Here is a 396-nt window from a genome sequence, read left to right as displayed (position 1 = left end):
CCCCCCCCCCCCCCCCCCCCCCCCCCTTTTTTACTGATACGGCGACCACCGAGCTCTACACCCGAACGTTGTCGTCGGCAGCGTCAGATGTGTATAAGAGACAGGGGCACCACATGTGAAGGCTCTGCCTCAGGCGGTTCCAAATTCATTTTCAGAATGGATGTGTAAAGCACAGGAAGAAGGAATGCTCGATTTTACCATCGTTCACCCTGAAGGTTATGAGCTTTGCGAGGACTTTACACCGGGAGCGACCATCAGCCATAACCTGGAAGACTGTCTCTTATACACATCTCCGAGCCCACGAGACCCGTGACCGAATCTCGGGTGGCGGAGTGTGGGTGGAAAAGGGGGGGGGGGGGGGGGGGGGGGGGGGGGGGGGGGGGGGGGGGGGGGGGG

General features: G+C 60.9%; 1 protein-coding gene. It reads left to right on the top strand.

What is annotated here, in order from left to right; translation table 11 throughout:
- Positions 1 to 184 precede the first annotated feature (184 nt).
- A complete protein-coding gene (locus tag JHD67_RS22695; protein ID WP_255557463.1) occupies positions 185 to 313 on the top strand; it encodes a hypothetical protein in 129 nt (42 codons plus the stop codon).
- Positions 314 to 396: the final 83 nt, after the last annotated feature.

The organism is Dyella sp. ASV21 (assembly GCF_016428975.1).
In the GTDB taxonomy this organism is placed as follows: Bacteria; Pseudomonadota; Gammaproteobacteria; order Xanthomonadales; family Rhodanobacteraceae; genus Dyella.
Note: the sequence above shows the minus strand (reverse complement) of the source record. Positions and strands in the feature narration are given on the sequence as shown.